Raw genomic sequence first — 17,611 nt, 5'->3', positions numbered from 1 at the left:
GCGCTATGGAATTCACGACTCAACACTTTATCGCGCTGGCGCCGTTGCTGATCACCACCATCACGATCATCGTGGTGATGCTGGCGATCGCCTGGCGCCGCAACCACTCGCAGACCTTCCTCATTTCCGTGGCAGGTCTGAACCTGGCATTGCTGTCGATCCTGCCAGCCCTGAAAGTCGCGCCGTTGGCGGTGACTCCCCTGCTGCAGATCGACACCTTTGCCTGTCTGTACATGGCGCTGATCCTGGTCGCCACCCTCGCCTGTGTGACCCTCGCCCACGCCTACCTCGGCGATGGCGGTTCGGGCTACCCTGGCAACCGTGAAGAACTTTACCTGCTGATCCTGATGTCGGCCCTCGGCGGGCTGGTTCTGGTCAGCGCGCAGCATCTGGCCGGGTTGTTCATCGGTCTGGAACTGCTGTCGGTACCGGTTTACGGCCTGGTGGCGTATGCCTTCTTCAACAAGCGTTCACTGGAAGCCGGCATCAAGTACATGGTGCTGTCGGCCGCCGGTTCGGCGTTCCTGTTGTTCGGCATGGCGCTGCTCTACGCCGATTCCGGCAGCCTGAGCTTTACCGGTATCGGGCACGCCCTGGCGACCACCGGCCTGCCAAGTTCGCTGGCACAGATGGGCCTGGGCATGATGTTGATCGGTCTGGCGTTCAAGCTGTCGCTGGTACCTTTCCACCTCTGGACCCCGGACGTTTACGAAGGTGCTCCGGCACCGGTGGCGGCGTTCCTTGCAACCGCCTCGAAAGTCGCGGTGTTTGCTGTGATGGTGCGCCTGTTCCAGATCTCCCCTGCTGCCAGCAGCGGTGTACTGAGCGACGTGCTGACCGTCATCGCCATCGCGTCGATCCTGTTCGGTAACCTGCTGGCCCTGACGCAAAGCAACCTCAAGCGTCTGCTCGGTTACTCGTCCATCGCTCACTTCGGTTACCTGCTGATCGCCCTGGTGGCGAGCAAGGGTCTGGCCGTGGAAGCCATCGGCGTGTACCTGGTCACCTACGTCATCACCAGCCTCGGCGCCTTCGGCGTGATCACGCTGATGTCCTCGCCGTACAACGGTCGCGACGCCGATGCGCTGTACGAATACCGCGGCCTGTTCTGGCGCCGTCCGTACCTGACCGCCGTGCTCACCGTGATGATGCTGTCCCTGGCCGGCATCCCGCTGACCGCTGGCTTCATTGGCAAGTTCTACATCATCGCCACCGGCGTGGAGTCGCAGCAATGGTGGCTGGTCGGTTCGCTGGTATTGGGCAGCGCCATCGGCGTCTTCTACTACCTGCGCGTGATGGTCACCCTGTACCTGATCGAGCCGAACCTGCGCCGCCACGACGCGCAGTTGCATTGGGAGCAGAAGGCAGGCGGCGTGATGCTGCTGGCGATTGCCCTGGTTGCGTTCTTCCTGGGTGTGTACCCACAGCCATTGCTGACGCTGGTTCAGCAGTCGGGCTTGGCGGGTTGATCGTGTAGCGTTATTTGGCAGGAAAAGAAACGGCACCTTCGGGTGCCGTTTTTGCTTTTGTGCTTTCAACATCAAAAGCCGCCCCCCATCCCCCTTGCAAACTATCGAAAGTTCCAGCCCGACCTGTTGAATTGTCCTACAGGTGTTTTTACCCCCGAGAGCTACCGGTGAAAGCGGGGAAGAAAAGGTTGGCCTGAAGGCCTTGACCGATTCGATTACAGAGACAAGACTATACGTAGGTAACGTACAGAACATGGAAGCTCTATTTATCGAATTACGTATGTTTCAGAAGCATCGAGGCGATTACCTCGATGACGATCTGTTTCACAGCTTTCAACTCGAATTACTGAAAAATCCTGAAGCAGGCGACCTGATTGAAGGGACCGGCGGACTGCGCAAAATTCGCTTCTGCGACCAACGACGTAGTAAAGGCAAGCGCAGTGGCTTACGGGAGATTTATTACTGGTGGTCTGGCTTCAATCAGTTCTGGCTGTTCACTGTGTATGACAAAGACGAGCAGGACGATCTGTCGACCGTCCAGAAAAAGCTCTTCAGACAAACGCTGGATAGAGAAATCAAAACGAGATCCCACTATGAAACGTGACATTTTTGCCGAACTGATGGATGGCCTGGACGCCCTCGCCGATGAGCGCCAAGGCAAGATCACGCTGCGAACGCACAAGATTCATTTGCCAGAACTGATGCCCATCACTGCCGAGGAATTGGTCGCCATCCGCAAACAGCTCAACCTCTCCCGCTCGGTGTTCGCCATGTATCTGCGCACCAATACCCGAACCCTGGAAAACTGGGAACAGGGACGGGCAACGCCTAATGCCCAAGCCACGACACTGATCCGTCTGGTTGAACGCTTTCCGCAAACAATCGAAAATCTCGCGGCCTTGACTTGAGATAAACGAAAACGGCACCTCTCGATGCCGTTCGCATTTCCCATCATCACTGTTTGCCTGGCCGCCGCTTCCCACGATTTCGCTTCGACCTGACGCAAAAAATAGAAATCACCTAGCACCATCCAAGACCCGTCCTACAGCCACCATTGACCTCGTTCGTTAATGTCGCGCAGCCCCTCAATGGGCGCTGCCGATGGACGAACGAAAGGATGATCAGTGGCTGGTCACAAGGATGTACCGCGGGTTCAAAACCCACCCTCCGGCGATGGACATCACATCACCAGTCGCCTCATGACTGCTACGGAGCTGGCAGAGCGTGATGCCAGACAAAACGCTTACGACGCCATGCTTGCAAGGCAACGGGCCTATGAGAACAGTCTTATTACAGAGACAAAGAAGAAGGACGTCGTTAATAGAGGGTGTGTCTTCGCCAAGTCCTGCAACTTACCGGACGCCATTATCGATTATTCGTACCCGTCGGGAATGGTGCCGGTCGATAGCCTTAAGGATTACGGCGAAATTGCCTGGCTTGGCGCTCGCGAAACGGACGGTGCCGGACTGCTGGATCTGCAAAAAATCAGTGGCAACATTGCAGCCCTCGGCGTCGGCCGACTTGCACTCCGCACCCCGACAATTGGCGCTACAACCGTAGGCTCAGGCGCAGCTATCGGCGTCGCTGGCGCTACGGCGCTTGCCGGTATAGCCGCGGTGTTCTGGACGCCAAGCCTCGGCGATAGCGCGATCTATTCCGAAGAACAACTGCGCGCCCTCAAACAAGCCCGCACCCGCGTTCGTCTGCATATCGAGCAGCAAACCGATGGCAGCCTCAAGGGTTACGGTTTTTACACCGGTAAAAATCACGATTGGGAAATGGTCGATGTTGTGCAGTTCGCGTTGCGCGGCAGCCAGCAAGTGGCTGATTTGGGCGACGGGGTCGAACTGATCTGGACGCCGGCTGTGGACGGCTCGGACATTCTTGGTATTCCGGCGCTGCAAGCTGCGCCACAGGCACCGCACATCTGGGTTTACCCGCCAACGGAAGTTGCCGGCAACATCATCGTCAATCCGATCTACCCGCCTGAGTACAAGGATTTCATTCTTGTGTTTCCGGTAGGGTCGGGGGTTAGGCCGGTGTATGTTGTTACTAGCATGCCGGGAGATCATAAGTACTACGATATTCCGAAAATGCTGCCCGCTTATCCAGACACGTATAGTGTTAAATCAAAGGCTTCGGTTCAGGGTGGTGGGAAAAAGCGCGCACGATGGCTAGATCGCAAGGGCCGGATTTATGAGTGGGATTCAAAGAGCAACGCTGTAGAGCGATATGATAAATTAGGGAACCATCTGGGAGAGTTCAATCACATTACAGGCAAACAAACAAAACCGGCAAAGCCGGGCAGAACTACTCCAAGATAACTGAAGAGAGAAAATCATGCGCCACCTATCTATCACCGGATTCTATCCAGACGACAAACAGGACGACTCATTACAGTTTGAGTTGACAATCACGGACCCCGCGTTAAACCAAGCACTTGCTCAACTGACGGAGTCAAAATCTTTAAACGAAATAGAACCTGGCGAGCTGGAGCTCACGGGCAGCCAAGTGGCTCAGATTTCAAAGCTTCTGAACGTGGACTTCCCCGAAGGTCTGGAGTACTTCATCGGTGCTCGCGCGCCATAACGAATACCACAAGCTACAAATCGGCATACGGACGGCCTTTATAGGTCGCTCCCCTCTTGGCCGCGTGGATTCCTGACTTTCAGCCTCTGTTCAGCCATCAAATCAAACCTGCTACTTCGATGCCACCGTATATCCGGGATAGCCCTCTTGCCGAGAGCAACTATGCGCTACCTATCTATCACCGGTTTTTATCCAGACGATAAATGGGACGATTCATTGCAATTTGAGTTAGCTATCAAGGAGCCCGCACTAACCCAGGCACTGGCACAACTGACTGAATCAAAATCTTTTGCAGAGATAGAACCTGGAGAGCTAGAGCTGACAGAGAATCAGATTGCAGAAATATCAAAGCTGATCAAAGTGGAATTCCCCAGTGGACTGGAGTACTTCATTGAAACCCGTGCGTCATCCTGAATCCGAGCATCTTCCGGTTCCATTTTTGTTGTTGTGCTTTCAACATCAACAGATCGCAGCCTCGTTTCACTGGTCAGCTCCTGCAGGTCAAGCATTCCTGTGTAGGTGCTGTCGAGTGAAACGAAGCTGCGATCTTTGTACCCTGGATGCTCTTCCCTGAACTGCCCGATGAACCGCTTCACCGCCGATCCCTTGGTTTCTCCTTTTCGTTTACTGCGCCTTCTACGCGGGTTCGGTCACATGTACTTAAACTTTATCTTGGACGTTTCATAAATCTGTACAATTTCTTCGCCATAAAACCGTACGCCCATAAGAATTAAAGCCCATGGCAGACAACCTGGAAATACTTACACATATTAATAGATATTTCTTACATTTTGCAATTCGACAACATCCAGGAGTTCGGTTTAATTTTCCGCCCAGACCAACAACACAAATCGGACAAAAATGAAAAACGCTCTCGTCATTCGACACCTTCACTTTGAAGATCTTGGCACCATTGAACACTTGCTGTTACAACGCAACTACAGCATCCAGACAATTGACGCCACTGCCGACGCACTTGACAAGGTCGATCCGATAACACCTGATCTGATGGTGATATTGGGAGGACCAATAGGTGCTTATGATGAAAAAAAATACCCATTTCTCGAAGACGAAATTGCACTTATAACCAAACGGTTGCAGAGTAATAAAAAGATACTGGGAATATGCCTGGGCGCCCAGCTTATAGCGAGAACATTAGGCGCTTGCGTTTACCCCATGGGGAAACTGGAGATTGGTTTCAGTCCCTTGCAATTGAGTGACAGTGCACGCCATACCTATCTCGAACCCTTGAACGGTGATGTAGCCGTCTTGCATTGGCATGGAGATCAGTTCGATATCCCGAAAGGCGCTACACATCTAGCCAGCAGCGAACTTTGTGCGAATCAGGCGTTTAGTTTCGGCAATAATGTTTTGGCTCTGCAGTGTCACCTGGAAGTCGATCCTGACCGTATCGAGCAATGGCTGGTAGGCCATGCGGCCGAACTCAACATGGCCTCTATTGATCCGCGTGATCTGCGCCAGCAGGCATCTTTACACGGGAAATCCTTGAAAGCCGTTGTCCCTGGAATCATTTCAAACTGGCTCGATCTGCCAGAATAACCAGCCCTACTCCCCGGATTGCTCCTAATAACAAAAAAGGTGACCCGCCGTGAATATTCAAGAAACTCAAACTTACTCTGTTGCGCAGATGCTCGAAAAACTTTCCGCGCTCTGGAACACACGAGCCGCTGTCAACAACAAACAACCTGCGTATTCGGAACTGGCATTCGACCCCAGCAAAAATGACTTCTGTGAAAGCTTGCTGCCTTTCAGAAATCACCCTGCCTGGATTGAAGCCTCCCCGGAAATGAAATCCACATGCTTGTCCTATGCATGGATTATTTACAACCTTAAAACCATCTATATCGAGTGCGACATCGTCACGCCTGCGTGTGAAGACATCATCAAGACTCCACCCAGCGCTACCAGGAATCGTGCATTGCTACAGGAGTCCATCTCCGAAGCGCTGCTGGATGAAGCGCTGCACACCAAAATGTCAGTTACAGCGTGCAATTACATCTACCACCATCGGGACCTCGCGTACCTGAATTTCACCGACTTCAATCTGATCAAATGGAAAAACTGGGTCCTCTCATCCTGCTCTGCCGAATGGGAGCGCAGACTTACTCGATTCGGGATCGCCTGCGCAAGTGAAACGCTGATTACTGACTATCTAAAAACTTTAGCGGAAGACAACTCCGTTCAAAGCATTTGCCATCAGGTTACCAAAACCCATGCAATGGATGAATGGAGTCATTGCAGTGTGTTCAGCTATGTGGCTTCGGACCTGATAACGACCTTGTCCAAAAGCGAAAAAATGCACCTGCAGAATGTCATCAAGAAAACCGTCTCAATGTTTGCCAACAATGAGATGAGTGCTTGGGAAATGGCCTTTTCTCATGCTCGCCTGCCTCGTTACAAAGACATCATCAATGACACTGACACCCTTGGTGAAGTTAACGTCTACACAGACTCGGTCGACAAACTGCTGAGCAGAATAGGTCTCGACGAAATCCACTGACGTCATCTACCACCCTCCCCCTGAAACCCCAACTCATCAAAAGCCGCACTCATATTTTTACTATGAAGGGGACAACATGGAATGGCCTACGTTCTTGAGTTGCGAGAAAACTTCGGACGTCGCAACCAATATCAAGACCTACCTGCTACGCGTGCCCGAGAGCATCACAACCGATGAATTAAAGCCGGGGCGATTTATTGTCATCAATCACCCCGACCTAAGTGGCACCACACAGAAAAGAAATTATTCGATCACAGCATTGAGGGATAACAAGCAGATAGAAATAACTGTCAAGAGAACAGGCAACAAGGGCGTCTCGGACAGCTTGCACTCCAATATCAACTCAGGATCACTTATTTATTGCTCCCAAGTAGGTGGAAACATCACTTCGGACCGCATTAATGGCTATCGGCATGTGTTGATGCTGGCAGGAGGCATCGGCATCACTCTGCCGATTGCACTCATTCGTTGCCTGGCCCTGCTTGATAAGGAAGGTAAGCCCGTCCCGAAAGTTACCCTTCTGGTCAGTTCACCAACCATTGACAGCATACCTTTCCTCGCAGAACTCCTCGCTCTGGAGCTTGGATCAACGTGGTTCAGTGTTCGTTTTTTTATTACTCGAGAGGCAGTCAACCCTCACTCAAGTCACTTTATCGGCGGACGTCTGAGTAAGACGGACTTACTGGAAACGGCCCCTGCAGACGCGGTGGTCATTTGTGGCAGCCACGGATTTTCTGCGGCTCAGCAGGCACACGTCGCAGAGTTCAATGGCAACATCCCCTGCTACATCGAAGCATTCAGCAGCCCGGACCGGTCAGTGTCAAAACCAGACCAGCCCCAGCACACCACTGTCCGCGCCCGGTCAAACCAGCTGGACTACTACTTCGTGGTCAATGCAGGGACAACATTGCTTGATGCACTGGAAGCCAACCTGGTGTCCATCCGCAGCCAGTGTCGATCAGGCATCTGCGGCAGTTGCAGGATCAAGGTAGTTTCCGGCTCATGCAAAAGAGCACCTGATTTCTCGCTCAGTGCCGCGGAAAGGGAGTCAGGTTATGCGCTGGCCTGTTGCTCATATGCCGAGGGTGATGAGCTCACAATCGAGGTCTAGACCGTGTGTGCCCGGACCGCGCATTACGGGTGGTTCAGGCACCCATACAAACGGCACCTCACGGTGCCGTTTTCGGTTCCAGCAGTTTACTTACGCGCCGCCTCCCATGATTTCAGCAGTTCGGCATAGCCCACGGTTTCACCTTTCGGCTTCTCGTTCGCCAGTTTAGGCTTCGGTGCACCCGGTTGATCGAACCAGTACTGCGCATCGCGCTCCGGGTTCATTTTCGGGGCGCAGGTCGCTTGCGCCTTCGAGCGTTCCAGACGCGTCATGATTGCGTCCTGATCCTTGGCCAAACCATCCAGTGCCTCTTGCGGGGTTTTCTCGCCGCTGGCCGCTTCGGCGATGTGGCTCCACCACAGTTGCGCCAGGCGCGGATAGTCCGGCACGTTGGTCCCGGTCGGGGTCCATTGCACGCGGGCGGGGCTGCGATAAAACTCGACCAGGCCACCCAGTTTCGGCGCGAGGTCGGTCATGGCTTGCGAGTTGATGTCCGACTCGCGGATCGGCGTCAGGCCGACGATGGTTTTCTTCAGCGATACGGTTTTCGAGGTGACGAACTGCGCGTACAGCCAGGCCGCCAGTTTCTGTTTCTCAGGTGTGGATTTGAGGAAGGTCCACGAGCCTGTGTCCTGATATCCGAGCTTCATGCCCTCCTCCCAATACGGGCCTTTGGGCGACGGCGCCATGCGCCATTTCGGCGTGCCGTCGGCATTCATCACCGGCAGACCCGGCTTGGTCATGTCGGCGGTGAAGGCGGTGTACCAGAAAATCTGCTGGGCAATGTTGCCCTGGGATGGCACCGGGCCGGATTCGGAGAAGGTCATGCCCGCCGCTTCCGGTGGCGCGTACTTCTTCATCCATTCAACGTATTTGGTGGTGGCATAAACCGCTGCCGGGCCGTTGGTGTCGCCGCCGCGGGTCACGCTGGAGCCAACCGGATGGCAGTTTTCGACACGAATCCCCCACTCGTCCACCGGCAAGCCGTTAGGCAAACCCTTGTCGCCGCCGCCGGCCATCGAGAACCAGGCATCGGTGAAGCGCCAGCCCAGCGACGGGTCCTTTTTGCCGTAATCCATGTGGCCGTACACACGCTTGCCATCGATTTCCTTGACGTCTTCGCTGAAGAATTTGGCGATGTCTTCATAGGCTGACCAGTTCACCGGCACGCCCAGCTCGTAACCATATTTTTCCTTGAACTTGGCTTTCAGGTCCGCGCGTTCAAACCAGTCGGCGCGGAACCAGTACAGGTTGGCAAACTGCTGATCGGGCAGTTGATAGATCTTGCCGTCTGGCGCGGTGGTGAACGAGATACCAATGAAGTCCTTGAGATCGAGGGTCGGCGAGGTGAAGTTCTTGCCTTCATTGGCCATCAGGTCGGTGATCGATTCGGTCTTGCCATAACGAAGGTGTGTACCGATCAGATCCGAGTCGTTGACCCAGCCGTCATAAATATTCTTGTCCGACTGCATTTGCGTCTGCAGCTTCTCCACCACATCGCCTTCCTGCAGCAAGTCGTGGGTCAGTTTGATCCCGGTGATTTCGCTGAACGCCTTGGCCAGCACTTTGGATTCGTACTCGTGCGTGGCAATTGTTTCCGACACCACGTTGATCTTCATGCCGCGAAACGGCTCGGCGGCCTTGATAAACCATTTGAGTTCTTCGAGCTGCTGTTCCGCCGTCAGGGTGGACGGCTTGAACTCACTGCCGATCCATTTTTTCGCGGCGTCTTCATAGGCATCGGCCCAGGCCGAGACGCTCAATCCGCTGAGCGCGAATAGGGCTGCCAATGAAATGCTATGTCGCAGCTTATTGTTATTGTCGAACATAGAGACCTCCTGTTTAAGTTTCGGAGCAACATTGCCGATCGGTGTCGACTAGCCCCAACGCATCACAGCCAACAGCCACACCAGGGAGAGCGCAAACGCGACCCAGATGCTCCAGTCGGTGGCGCCGATTACCAGCAGATGCAGGTAGGCGCTGCCGAGAAGACCGATGAACAGCCGATCGCCACGGGTGGTGGCAATGGGCAGAAAACCTCGCCGGGGAATGCTCGGCGAACGTAATTCCCAGGTCGTCATGCCCGCCAGGATCAGGCCGATGACACCAAAAAACGCCGCCGTCGGGGCGGTCCAGTTCATCCATTCCATCGTCAGTTCCTCATACCCGGCCCAAGGCGAAGCCTTTGGCCACGTGGTTGCGAACAAACCAGATCACCAGCACGCCGGGCAAAATCGTCAGCACTCCCGCCGCCGCCAGCACGCCCCAGTCAATGCCCGACGCCGAGACCGTGCGCGTCATCACCGCAGCGATCGGCTTGGCGTTCACCGAAGTCAGGGTTCTCGCCAGCAACAGCTCGACCCAGGAAAACATGAAGCAGAAAAACGCCGTGACACCGATCCCCGAGCCAATCAACGGAACGAAAATCTTCACGAAGAACTTGGGAAAACTGTAGCCGTCAATGTAGGCCGTTTCGTCGATTTCTTTTGGCACGCCGGACATGAACCCTTCGAGAATCCACACCGCCAACGGCACGTTGAACAGGCAGTGGGCCAACGCTACCGCGATATGCGTATCGAACAGCCCGATCGAGGAGTACAGCTGAAAGAAAGGCAGCAGAAATACCGCCGGTGGCGCCATGCGGTTGGTCAGCAGCCAGAAGAACAAGTGCTTGTCGCCGAGAAAACGATAGCGCGAAAACGCGTACGCCGCCGGCAACGCGACGCTGAGCGAAATCACTGTGTTCAGGCTCACGTAATACAGTGAGTTGAGATAACCGGTGTACCAGGCCGGATCGGTGAAGATCACCTTGTAATTGGCCAAGGTAAAATCCTGCGGAAACAGCGTAAGACCGCTGAGGATTTCGGTGTTGCTCTTGAAGGACATGTTCAGCAGCCAGTAGATCGGGACCAGCAGGAACAGGATGTAGATCAACAGTGGAACAAGCTTTCTCTTGCTCATGGCGCGGGCCTCAGCGGTTGGCGTCAGAGTGAGTCATGGCCGTGTAGAACAGCCAGGACACCAACAGAATGATCAGGAAATACACCAGCGAGAAAGCTGCCGCCGGGCCGAGGTCGAATTGGCCGATGGCCATTTGTGTCAGGGTCTGACTGAGGAACGTTGTGGCATTCCCCGGCCCGCCGCCCGTCAGTACGAAGGGCTCGGTGTAGATCATGAAACTGTCCATGAAGCGCAACATCACTGCGATCAGCAGCACACTTTTGAGCTTGGGCAGCTGAATGTGGCGGAACACCGCCCAGGCCGATGCCCGATCAATTCGCGCCGCCTGGTAATACACGTCCGGAATCGCCCGCAACCCGGAGAAACACAACAGCGCCACCAGCGAGGTCCAGTGCCACACGTCCATCACCAGCACCGTGACCCAGGCGTCCATGGTGTTCGCAGCATAGTTATAGCTGATGCCCAGCGCATTGAGGCTCGATCCCAGCAGACCAATGTCGGCGCGGCCGAATATCTGCCAGATCGTGCCGACCACGTTCCAGGGAATTAACAGCGGAATCGCCAGAATAATCAGCACCAGCGACGACCAGCGACCCTTGGTCGGCATGGTCAGGGCGATGGCGATGCCCAGCGGAATTTCGATCAGCAACACACAACCGGAATAGATGAACTGGCGCAGCAGCGAGTCGTGCAGACGTGGATCGAGCAGCACCTGCCGGTACCAGTCTGCGCCGACAAAGTAGCGGCTGGACTGGTCGAAAATGTCCTGCACCGAGTAGTTGACCACCGTCATCATCGGGATCACCGCACTGAACGCCACCAGCAGAAACACCGGCAACACCAGCCACCAGGCCTTGTTGTTCTGCACCTTGTTCATGGCTGTGCCTCCAGCAGGTAATCATCGGCATACACCATCAACCACTGCGCCGGAAAACTGATGTACGCGATGCCTTCCGGCACGGGCTTGTCTTCGGCCAGGCGCACCTTGAGTGGTGCGCCGTCGAGATTCAGGGTCATGATCTTGTAGGTGCCGAGGTCTTCGACGTGTACGACTTGGGCCTGCATCGCGTCATCGAAGGGTTCGTCCCACACGTGGACAAACTCCGGACGGATGCCGACTTTCAGGGTTTTCCATTGCGTCTCGGCGATTCGGCGCTGTTGCGCGTCGGACAACGGCAAATGGGTAGCCGCGAACCCGACACCTCCAGGCTGCGGCTGAACCTCGATCAGATTCATCCCCGGGCTGCCAATGAAATAGCCGACAAAGGTGTGGCTCGGGCGCTCGAACAAATCCCGTGGCGTGCCGAACTGGACGATCTGCCCGCCGTACATCACCGCAATTTTGTCAGCAAAGGTCGAGGCTTCGAGTTGATCGTGGGTGACGTAAACCATGGTGATGTTGAACTGCTCGTGGATCTGCTTGAGCTTGCGCCGAAGCTTCCATTTCAGGTGCGGATCGATCACGGTCAGCGGTTCATCGAACAGGATGGCCGACACGTCGTCGCGCACCAGCCCGCGGCCCATGGAAACTTTCTGTTTTTCATCGGCGGTGAGGTTGCGCGCCTTATTGTTCAGCAACGGCTGAAGGTCGAGGACTTCGGCAATTTCCTGCACCTTGCTATGAATTTTCGCCTCGGCCATGCCCTGATTTCGTAGCGGGAAGGCCAGGTTGTCGAACACGGTCATGGTGTCGTAGACCACCGGAAACTGGAAAACCTGAGCAATGTTGCGCTTCTCCGGCGTCAGGTCGTTGACCACTTTGCTGTCGAATAACACCTGGCCCTGGGACGGGCTGAGCAATCCGGAAATGATGTTGAGCAACGTCGACTTGCCGCAGCCCGATGGCCCGAGCAAAGCGTAGGCGCCGCCCTGCTCCCAGACGTGATCCATCTCGCGAATCGCGTAATCGTCTGGCCCGGTCGGTGTGCGGGTGTAGCTGTGGGCGAGGTTCTGCAAGCGGATTTCGGCCATCAGGCAACCCTCGCGATGCGCCGACCGGGGGCTTGAACCAGCCGTCCCTGCGCATCGAACACAAACAGTTTATGGGTGGGTATATAGATGCGAATGGGTGCATCGACGTCGTATTCGTGAACGCCGGGCAAGTGCAGCACCAGCAGGAAATGCTCATTGCGCACATGCAGAAAGGTTTCCGAGCCGCTGATCTCGGCGACTTCCACGGTCACCGCCAATTCCAGATCGTCGTCGTTGCTCGGCACCAGCGAAATGTGGCTGGGGCGCACGCCAAAGCGGAACTCGCCCTCGCCGACCGGGCGCAGATCGACGTTCAACGGGAAGTGCACAAAGTTGGCGAAGCTGACCTCGTTGCCGGCGATTCGGCCGGGCATCAGGTTGATCGGCGGTTCGCTGAACAATTCTGCCGCCAGAACGGTTTGCGGCTGGTGATAAACCTCGGCCGATTTGCCGCTCTGGATCACCCGGCCCTCGTGCAGAATGGTCGTGGTGCCGCCCAGCGCCAGCGCCTCGTTGGGTTCGGTGGTGGCATAAATCGCGATGGTGTGCCGCGCCTTGAACAGCTCGCGCATTTCCTGACGCAATTCTTCGCGAAGCTTGTAGTCGAGGTTGACCAGCGGCTCGTCGAACAGGATCAGCTCGGCGTCCTTGACCAGCGCCCGGGCCATCGCCGTGCGCTGTTGTTGCCCCCCGGAAAGCTCCAGCGGATAGCGCTGCAGAAACTTCTCGATGCGCAACATTCTCGCAGTTTCCAGCACTTTGCTCTGGATCACTTCATTGGAAACACCGCCCTGGCGCAACGGCGAGGCGATGTTTTCAAACACGGTCATGGTCGGGTAATTGATGAACTGCTGATAGACCATCGACACGTTGCGCAAACGCACCGGGCGCTGGGTGACGTCGACGCCGTTCATCAGGATGCGCCCGCTGTCGGGCTTGTCGAGGCCGGCCATCAACCGCATCAGGCTGGTTTTGCCCGATAGCGTGCGACCGAGCAGAACATTGAACGATCCGGGTTCAAAACTCAGGCAGGCATCGTCGATCCAGATCTGGCCCTCGACGGTACGGCTGACGTGCTCCAGGGTGAGTGACATGGCTCGGCCTTTTTTATTTTTGGAGTCAAGCGACCGGGATGACAGAGCGACATTCGTGCCAGAAATGGCAAGCCTTTGATCTGCGTTGGAATTGTCCGGATTGCAGCGAAAACAGCATTCAATGCTGAACAGAAATGAACAACCGTGGCTGAGCAACTGAACACTGCGCCGGTTGACAATGAACAATAGTGAACAACACTCTATAGACGGTTTTGCGACCCAATCACCCGAATTCGCCGCGATTCATGTAGCAGTTGGCAGCCTCGGGCCGCGTTCGGACGTCCGGCGACGCAGTCGTCGTGAAATCAAATGCCCCGGTGTATCAGATATGCCGCAAGGACGCAGGCTGCGCCAGCTGCTACTGGGATCGAGTCAGGCATTACGTTTAACGACAACGCGTTTACCGATAACAAAAATAATAAAAATCTCAGAGATCGATTGCCATGGCCGCACCTGCCCTGCCGCTCTCCCACGACGCCATCATCCAGGACTCCTGGTCCCGATGCCGTGCGTTTGGCCTCGATCACCAGAGCGCCCCGGCGTTCGATCAGTTGCCCGCCGCGGACATCGCGCAGTTACTCGAACGTCAGCATTCACTGGTGCAAACCACGCATCAGGAAGTGTTGCCCTACTACGAAAACATTCTCAGCAATTCCAATTGCCTGATCATGCTTGCTGACAATCAGGGCCAGGTGCTGACCTCGTGGGGTACGCAGCGCTTCATCGAGCCGAACCTGACCCGCGGATTCAGCGCCGGCGCCAGCTGGATGGAGCGTTGCAGCGGCACCAACGCCATCGGTACGGCGCTGGCCTGCGAGCAAGCTGTGCATATTGAACACGATGAACATTTCCTCAAGGCCAACCGCTTCATGACCGGTTCCGCTGCACCGATCTTCGATGCCGAACGCAAGGTGATTGCGGTGCTCGACGTCTCCAGCGACAGCTACCTGCCGCCCTCGCACACCCTCGGCATGGTCAAGATGATGAGCCAGACCGTGGAAAACCGGCTGATCCTCAACCTCTTTCACGGTCAGCACTTTCAGCTGACCTTCAACACCGGACTCAATAATCTCGACAGTCAGTGGGCGGGATTGCTGATTTTCGATGAGAGCGGTCAGGTGCTTTCCGCCAACCGCCGCGCCGATAATCTGCTGGGCGTCAGCCTGTCGCGGGTCAGCGTTGAGAGTCTGTTCAAGGTCTCCCTGCTGGAACTGCTGAATCAGCCGGAAGGGTTGCCGTTTGCCCTGCAAGCTTCGGGACGCAACCGTTTCCAGTGTTTGCTCAAGCGACCAAAGCAGGTGCCCATTCAGGCAAGGGTGTTTGCCGAACCCAGCGTGGCTGCGTCCACCGTCATCAGTCTCAACTCGTTGCACTTCGGTGACAGCCGGGTGGAGAAAGCGATGCGCCAGGCCGAACGTTTGCTCGAAAAGGATATTCCACTGTTGATCCACGGCGAAACCGGTGTGGGCAAAGAAGTCTTCGTCAAAGCCCTGCATCAGGCCAGCTCTCGCAGCAAACAGCCGTTTATCGCGGTTAACTGCGCAGCGATCCCCGCCGAACTGGTGGAGTCCGAGTTGTTCGGTTACGAGAAAGGCGCATTCACCGGTGCGAACCAAAAAGGCAGCATCGGCCTGATCCGCAAGGCTGACAAAGGCACGCTGTTTCTCGATGAAATCGGTGATATGCCACTGCCGACACAAGCGCGACTGCTCCGAGTGTTGCAGGAACGGTGCGTGCAACCGGTCGGCAGCAGCGAGCTGTTCCCGGTGGACATCCGCATCATCTCTGCGACCAACCGCGCGTTGCGCGAGCAGGTTCAGCTGGGGCGGTTTCGTGAAGACCTGTACTACCGCATCGGCGGCTTGACGCTCGAATTGCCGCCATTGCGCGAGCGCTCCGACAAACAGGCCTTGTTCAAGCGTATCTGGGAGCAGCACCGGGAACCGGCGCAGTGGGCCGGTTTGAGCCGTGAAGTGATGGAATTATTCAGCCGTCATCCGTGGCCGGGAAATTTAAGGCAGGTTAGCAGCGTGGTCCAAGTGGCGCTGGCGATGGCGGAAGAACAGCCGGTGAGGCCAGAGCATTTGCCAGATGATTTTTTTGTCGATCTGGAGATGGAACTGGTGGATTCGCCAGAGCCGTTGACCGTGGATTTGAATGATGCGCAGGATTTGAATCGGCAGTTGCAGGCGGCCGGCGGGAATATCTCGCATTTGGCCCGGCGGCTGGGGGTTAGTCGCAATACGCTTTACAAGCGGTTGCGGCAGGCTGAGTGACCGGTCGTTCACACTGTTTGCGTTCGGCAGGAGGACATCGCGAGCAAGCTCGCTCCCACAGGGGAATGAAGTGCACCCAAAACTCAAACTAGCGGAGATCCAGTGTGGGAGCGAGCTTGCTCGCGATGGCGTAAGCCGGGACACGGCCACTTTTGCACCTCGCGCATAAACAAAAACCCGCACAAGGCGGGTTTTGTTTTTTAAAATGGCACAGCAAAAGCAGCAATCAGTCAGCCAACCGCCACGTCGTGCCGCCCTTGCCGTCTTCCAGCACCACGCCCATCGCGGTCAGCTGATCGCGGATACGGTCGGACTCAGCCCAGTCTTTGCCAGCACGGGCCGCCAGACGTGCAGCAATCAGCGCATCGACTTGTGCCGCATCAACTCGCCCTTCAGCACCGGCCTGCAGGAAGTCATCGGCTTCAAGCTGCAACACACCCAGCACGCTGGCCAATTCCTTCAAACGCGCTGCCAGGCCCGCCGCCGCAGCAAGATCAGTCTCGCGCAAGCGATTGATCTCGCGGACCAACTCGAACAGCACCGCGCAGGCTTCCGGTGTGCCGAAGTCGTCGTTCATCACTTCGGTAAACCGCGTCACGAACGTTTCGCCGCCGGCAGGTGCCACCGATGGCAGCCCCTTCAACGCATGGTAGAAACGCTCAAGCGCGCCTTTGGCGTCCCTGAGGTTGTCTTCCGAATAGTTGATTGCGCTGCGGTAATGGCTCGACACCAGCAGGTAACGCACGACTTCCGGGTGATACTTTTCCAGCACATCACGGATGGTGAAGAAGTTGTTCAAGGACTTGGACATCTTCTCGCCATTGATGCGAATCATCCCGCAGTGCATCCACGCGTTGGCGTAGGTCTTGCCGGTGGCCGCTTCGCTCTGGGCGATTTCGTTTTCGTGGTGCGGGAATTCGAGGTCGCTGCCGCCGCCATGAATGTCGAACGTCTCGCCGAGGCAGCAGGTGGACATCACCGAGCACTCGATGTGCCAGCCCGGACGTCCGTCGCCCCACGGCGAAGGCCAGCTCGGCTCGCCTGGCTTGGTTGCCTTCCACAAAACGAAGTCGAGCGGGTCCTGTTTCGACTCGTCGACTTCGATCCGCGCGCCGATGCGCAGGTCTTCGATTTTCTTGCGCGACAGTTTGCCGTAGCCCATGAATTTGGCGACGCGGTAGTACACGTCGCCATTGCCCGGGGCGTAGGCGTAACCCTTGTCGATCAGGGTCTGGATCATGCTCAGCATGCCGGGAATATGAGCCGTGGCGCGCGGTTCCATGTCTGGTTTGAGGATGTTCAGGCGCGCTTCGTCTTCGTGCATCGCCGTGATCATGCGCTCGGTCAACGCATCGAACGACTCGCCGTTTTCGTTGGCGCGATTGATGATCTTGTCGTCAATGTCGGTGATGTTGCGCACGTACGTCAGGTTGTAACCACTGAAGCGCAACCAGCGGGTCACCAGGTCGAACGCGACCATGCTGCGACCGTGGCCAATGTGGCAGTAGTCGTACACGGTCATCCCGCAGACGTACATGCGCACATTGTTGCCATCCAGCGGCTTGAAAACTTCTTTGCTCTTGGTGAGCGTGTTGTAGATCGAAAGCACTTTAGAGGTT

Annotated in this window: 17 protein-coding genes; 10 read left to right on the top strand and 7 right to left on the bottom strand. The window is 56.0% G+C overall.

The window, feature by feature from the left end; genetic code table 11:
- Nucleotides 1–5: 5 nt before the first annotated feature.
- The 9 genes from nuoN to ACYZT1_RS09920 all read left to right on the top strand — a co-directional run bounded on the left by nuoN (nt 6) and on the right by ACYZT1_RS09920 (nt 7,690).
- Nucleotides 6–1,469 carry an NADH-quinone oxidoreductase subunit NuoN gene (nuoN, locus tag ACYZT1_RS09960; RefSeq protein ID WP_462018779.1) on the top strand — a complete coding sequence of 488 codons (1,464 nt, stop codon included), beginning with the start codon at nt 6–8 and terminating at the stop codon, nt 1,467–1,469.
- A 253-nt stretch (nt 1,470–1,722) separates the two neighbouring features.
- On the top strand, nt 1,723–2,073 hold the full coding sequence (locus ACYZT1_RS09955) for a toxin (protein WP_462018778.1): 351 nt from the start codon (nt 1,723–1,725) through the stop codon (nt 2,071–2,073).
- Nucleotides 2,063–2,377, top strand: a complete 315-nt coding sequence (locus tag ACYZT1_RS09950; RefSeq protein ID WP_462018777.1) for a helix-turn-helix domain-containing protein — start codon at nt 2,063–2,065, stop codon at nt 2,375–2,377. Before ACYZT1_RS09955 ends, ACYZT1_RS09950 begins: the two co-directional genes overlap by 11 nt.
- 216 nt (nt 2,378–2,593) lie before the next feature.
- Complete coding sequence (locus ACYZT1_RS09945) at nt 2,594–3,793, top strand: S-type pyocin domain-containing protein (protein ID WP_462018776.1); 1,200 nt, start codon at nt 2,594–2,596, stop codon at nt 3,791–3,793.
- A 16-nt stretch (nt 3,794–3,809) separates the two neighbouring features.
- Entirely contained in the window at nt 3,810–4,058 is a 249-nt protein-coding gene (locus ACYZT1_RS09940; protein ID WP_462018775.1) for a pyocin S6 family toxin immunity protein, read from the top strand.
- A 162-nt stretch (nt 4,059–4,220) separates the two neighbouring features.
- Entirely contained in the window at nt 4,221–4,472 is a 252-nt protein-coding gene (locus ACYZT1_RS09935) for a pyocin S6 family toxin immunity protein (RefSeq protein WP_462018774.1), read from the top strand.
- Nucleotides 4,473–4,919: 447 nt separating this feature from the next.
- Nucleotides 4,920–5,618 (top strand): glutamine amidotransferase, encoded by a 699-nt coding sequence (locus tag ACYZT1_RS09930; protein WP_462018773.1) that lies wholly within the window; start codon nt 4,920–4,922, stop codon nt 5,616–5,618.
- A gap of 49 nt (nt 5,619–5,667) precedes the next feature.
- Entirely contained in the window at nt 5,668–6,579 is a 912-nt protein-coding gene (locus ACYZT1_RS09925; protein ID WP_462018772.1) for a diiron oxygenase, read from the top strand.
- 76 nt (nt 6,580–6,655) lie between these two features.
- Nucleotides 6,656–7,690, top strand: coding sequence for a 2Fe-2S iron-sulfur cluster-binding protein (locus tag ACYZT1_RS09920; RefSeq protein ID WP_462018771.1), 1,035 nt, complete (start codon nt 6,656–6,658; stop codon nt 7,688–7,690).
- A gap of 86 nt (nt 7,691–7,776) precedes the next feature.
- Here the strand turns inward: ACYZT1_RS09920 and ACYZT1_RS09915 are convergent, their stop codons facing one another.
- Genes ACYZT1_RS09915 through ACYZT1_RS09890 form a run of 6 tightly spaced genes read right to left on the bottom strand, consistent with a single transcriptional unit; the run spans nt 7,777 to nt 13,716 of the window.
- On the bottom strand, nt 7,777–9,519 hold the full coding sequence (locus ACYZT1_RS09915) for an ABC transporter substrate-binding protein (protein ID WP_462018770.1): 1,743 nt from the start codon (nt 9,517–9,519) through the stop codon (nt 7,777–7,779).
- A gap of 48 nt (nt 9,520–9,567) precedes the next feature.
- Complete coding sequence (locus tag ACYZT1_RS09910) at nt 9,568–9,840, bottom strand: DUF2160 domain-containing protein (RefSeq protein ID WP_462018769.1); 273 nt, start codon at nt 9,838–9,840, stop codon at nt 9,568–9,570.
- 10 nt (nt 9,841–9,850) lie between these two features.
- Nucleotides 9,851–10,651 carry a carbohydrate ABC transporter permease gene (locus ACYZT1_RS09905; RefSeq protein WP_462018768.1) on the bottom strand — a complete coding sequence of 267 codons (801 nt, stop codon included), beginning with the start codon at nt 10,649–10,651 and terminating at the stop codon, nt 9,851–9,853.
- 10 nt (nt 10,652–10,661) lie between these two features.
- Entirely contained in the window at nt 10,662–11,528 is an 867-nt protein-coding gene (locus ACYZT1_RS09900; protein WP_462018767.1) for a carbohydrate ABC transporter permease, read from the bottom strand.
- A complete protein-coding gene (locus ACYZT1_RS09895; RefSeq protein WP_462018766.1) occupies nt 11,525–12,622 on the bottom strand; it encodes an ABC transporter ATP-binding protein in 1,098 nt (365 codons plus the stop codon). The genes ACYZT1_RS09900 and ACYZT1_RS09895 overlap by 4 nt, the downstream gene beginning before the upstream one ends.
- Nucleotides 12,622–13,716 (bottom strand): ABC transporter ATP-binding protein, encoded by a 1,095-nt coding sequence (locus ACYZT1_RS09890; RefSeq protein WP_462018765.1) that lies wholly within the window; start codon nt 13,714–13,716, stop codon nt 12,622–12,624. Before ACYZT1_RS09890 ends, ACYZT1_RS09895 begins: the two co-directional genes overlap by 1 nt.
- A gap of 443 nt (nt 13,717–14,159) precedes the next feature.
- Here ACYZT1_RS09890 and ACYZT1_RS09885 point away from each other — a divergent pair, with 443 nt between their 5' ends.
- Nucleotides 14,160–15,992 carry a sigma-54-dependent Fis family transcriptional regulator gene (locus tag ACYZT1_RS09885; RefSeq protein WP_462018764.1) on the top strand — a complete coding sequence of 611 codons (1,833 nt, stop codon included), beginning with the start codon at nt 14,160–14,162 and terminating at the stop codon, nt 15,990–15,992.
- Between the two features lie 226 nt (nt 15,993–16,218).
- Here the strand turns inward: ACYZT1_RS09885 and cysS are convergent, their stop codons facing one another.
- Nucleotides 16,219–17,601, bottom strand: coding sequence for a cysteine--tRNA ligase (cysS, locus tag ACYZT1_RS09880; protein ID WP_462018763.1), 1,383 nt, complete (start codon nt 17,599–17,601; stop codon nt 16,219–16,221).
- Nucleotides 17,602–17,611: the final 10 nt, after the last annotated feature.

This window comes from Pseudomonas sp. PB3P13 (genome assembly GCF_054897735.1).
This window is presented reverse-complemented; position numbering and strand designations above follow the sequence as displayed.